The sequence below is a fragment of the Bowmanella yangjiangensis genome (genome assembly GCF_017255015.1).
Taxonomy (GTDB): Bacteria; Pseudomonadota; Gammaproteobacteria; order Enterobacterales; family Alteromonadaceae; genus Bowmanella; species Bowmanella yangjiangensis.
Genome location: NZ_JAFKCS010000394.1, coordinates 1 through 736 on the forward strand (window position 1 = coordinate 1; position 736 = coordinate 736).

At 64.3% G+C, this 736-nt stretch carries 1 protein-coding gene; it reads left to right on the forward strand.

Going from position 1 to position 736, the window contains the following annotated elements; genetic code table 11:
* The coding region (locus J0A65_RS24770) for a toxin-antitoxin system YwqK family antitoxin (protein WP_206596896.1) at nucleotides 1-540 on the forward strand (540 nt) is incomplete at its 5' end.
* Nucleotides 541-736 lie beyond the last annotated feature (196 nt).

Sequence of the window (736 nt, forward strand, 5' to 3'; positions counted from 1 at the left end):
AATAACGGCAACCTCGACCTCACCCGTGGCGACAGCCGCCTGCAGGGCAAGCTGCAGGACGGCGCCCTCGATGGCCCGGTATCCATCCAGGAAGCCGGCCGCCCGCAGGCCCGGCTCGGCTATGCCAACGGCGTGCTGCACGGTCCCAGCGTCCTCTACCACCCCAACGGCCAGGTATCGGCACACCTGCCCTACGCCGACGGGCGCCTGCATGGTGTGGCTCAGTACTTTGCCGCCGAAGGCTGGCTGCAGCGCAAGGTCGCCTACCGCCAGGGCTTGATGCACGGCGAAGCCAGCAGCTACTACCCGGACGGCAGCCTGGCCGAGCTGGAGCTGTACCGCGATGGCGTGCGTGACGGCCTCTATCAGCGCTTCCACGGCAACGGCCAGGTGTCACACCGCAGCCGCTACCTCAACGGCAAGCCACTGGACGATGGCCAGGGCTTCGCCGAAGACGGCCGCCCACTGGACGCCGAGGGCAAACCCATCTCACGGCTGCGCTGGTGGTGGAGAAGGTGGAACGAATCGGCCGAGGCCTAGCAGATTATTGAGAAACGCAGACGACGCCACTCGTGCAATACCAATGGCGGCCCCACAAGAACAGGTGAAAAGCTCACGAGCTGCAAGCGAGCATTTTGAGCCTGTTCTTGACGCTGCAATGGCATCGCAGGTCGTTTTTACAACGGCCTGTCAGGGAATCAGCATCTGCACCTGGCCCGGCACTACTACCTTGATC